The following is a 2,416-nucleotide window of genomic DNA, read 5'->3' on the forward strand; positions in this document are numbered from 1 at the left end:
CGGTTGAAGCCGCCACCCTGGCCACGGTCACGGTCGCCGAAGGAACGGCCACCGCGGTCGTCACGGTCACGGTTGAAGCCACCGCGCTCGCCGCGGTCACGGTCGCCGAAGGAACGGCCACCGCGGTCGTCACGGTCACGGCCGGAACCGCCGCGCTCGCCGCGGTCACGGTCGCGGTTGAACGCCGGGCGCTCGGTGCGCGCCTCGCGGTACGCCGGGGTGCGCTCCTCGGTCGGCTCGGCGGCGGCCGCCGGCTCGGTCACGGTCGCGGCAGCGGTCTCCTCGCCCTCGGCGGCCGGGGCCTCGTCCACGATGCCCAGCTCGGCCCGCTCGCGCGCGGCCCGCGAGGCCAGCCGGTCGGCCTCCTCGCGCAGCTCGGTGGCGCGGCGCTGCGCGCGCTCCAGCTGACGGGTCATGTCGGCGATCTCGCGCTCGGCGGCGCCGGCGATGTTCGCCGCGCTCTCGGCCTGGACCTCGACCAGCGAGCGGGCACCGGTGATCCGGGCCACCTCGGCGTCGAAGGCGTGGTCGAGGATGTGGCGGCCGGCGTCGACGCCCGCGTCCTCCATCAGGCGGAAGACGCCGCGGCGCTGGTGCGGCAGCACCAGGGTGACGACGGTGCCGGAACGGCCGGCCCGGGCGGTGCGGCCGGAGCGGTGCAGGTAGTCCTTGTGGTCGCCGGCCGGGTCGACGTTCAGCACCAGGTCGATGCCGTCGACGTGGATGCCGCGCGCGGCGACGTCGGTCGCGACGACGACGTTGACGTAGCCGTCCTTGAAGTCGCCGAGCACCCGGGTGCGGGCGCCCTGGGTCATGCCGCCGTGCAGCGCGTCGGCCTTCACACCGGCCTCGAGCAGCTGCTCGGCGACGCGGTCGGCGCCCATCTGGGTGCGGACGAAGATGATCGTGCGGCCCTTGCGGGCGGCGATCGCGTTGGTGATCGGCGCCTTGTCCTTGGGCTTCACCACGAGGATGTGGTGGGTCATGGTGGTCACGGCGCCGGCCGACGGGTCGACCTCGTGGGTGACCGGGTTGTTCAGGTAGCGCTTGACCAGGGTGTCGATCTCGTTCTCCAGGGTGGCGGAGAACAGCAGGCGCTGGCCGCCGGCCGGGACCTGGTCGAGGATCTCGGTGACCTCGGGCAGGAAGCCCATGTCGGCCATCTGGTCGGCCTCGTCGAGCACGGCGACCTGGACGTCGTCGAGCTTGGCGGAACCGCGGTTGATCAGGTCGCGCAGACGGCCGGGGGTGGCCACCAGGACGTCGACGCCGCGCTCCAGCGCGTAGATCTGGTTCGACATCGAGGTACCGCCGCAGACGACCTTGAGGCGCAGGCCGAGCACCGAGCCGAAGGGCTCCAGGGCGTCGGCGACCTGCATGGCCAGCTCGCGGGTCGGGACGAGGATCAGACCGCGCGGCGACTTGGCGCGGGTGCGCTCGCCGGCGGCGAGGCGGGTCAGCAGCGGCAGGCCGAAGCTGAGGGTCTTGCCGGAGCCGGTGCGGCCGCGGCCCAGCACGTCCTTGCCGGCCAGGGCGTCCGGGATGGTCGCGGCCTGGATCGGGAACGGGGTGGTGACGCCGCGCTTGGCGAGGGCGCGGACGATGTCGTCCGGCAGGCCCAGGTCGCCGAAGGTGAGGGTCGGCTCGGCCTCGGCGGCCTCGTCCTCGCCCTCGGTGGCGTCGGTGGTGTCGTCGGCCTCGGCGGCGTCGTCCTCGACGACCTCGGCGGTGGTGTCCTCGACGGCGTCGACGGCGGCGATCAGCTCGGCGTCGGCCTCGGGGGCGGTGGTGGTGACATCGGCGGCGGACTCGCTCGCGGGCATGGCGAAGCGGGCGTCGTCAACGAGAGACATGCAAAACCTTCCGGAAGTGGCACGCGCCAAAGTCCGGGGTTCTGTTTCACAACCGCCTCTATGCGGTCAGCCACGGATCGCCGGAACGCGCCAAGGGCGCCAGATGGGTGTAGGGCGCCAGACAAATGAATCAAACGAACGATCTACCACCATAGACGAGCCTGGGGATCGGAGGCAAATGCCGAGGCCAGGCTGTGATTCAAGTCCCTTCAGTGGGCGACCGGTCCGGCGCTGGGAGCCGCCGTGGTACTGGGGGCGACCGTCGGCTCCGGGGCCGGGGTGGCGGTCGGCGCGGGTGTGGTGTGGCCGGGCTCCGGCGAGGTCGGGTGGCCGGACGGGCTGGCCGCCGGGGCGGAAGCCGTGGCTCCGCCGGTGCCCGTGGTGGCCCCCGTGCCGCCCGTGGGGTGGCCGGTGCCGCCGGCGGCGGCGCCCGTGCCCGCCGTGCCCCCGGCCGCCCCTCCCGCGGCGGCGGTGCCGCCCGGACGAGGTGCGGGGCTGGCGCTCGCGCCCCCGGCGGTGCCGCTCGCGCCGGGCGCGGGCTCACCGGGGGCCGCCGCCGGTAC

At 74.4% G+C, this 2,416-nt stretch carries 1 protein-coding gene and 1 pseudogene; both read right to left on the reverse strand.

Annotated elements, in window-relative coordinates:
• Positions 1-1,853, reverse strand: a 1,853-nt coding sequence (locus VR45_RS40645; protein WP_045945010.1) for a DEAD/DEAH box helicase, incomplete at its 3' end; no start/stop codon positions are given.
• Between the two features lie 209 nt (positions 1,854-2,062).
• A pseudogene (locus tag VR45_RS49825) lies at positions 2,063-2,416 on the reverse strand (RNA polymerase); the annotation flags it as partial.

Source organism: Streptomyces sp. NRRL S-495, from assembly GCF_000966955.1.
In the GTDB taxonomy this organism is placed as follows: Bacteria; Actinomycetota; Actinomycetes; order Streptomycetales; family Streptomycetaceae; genus Kitasatospora; species Kitasatospora purpeofusca.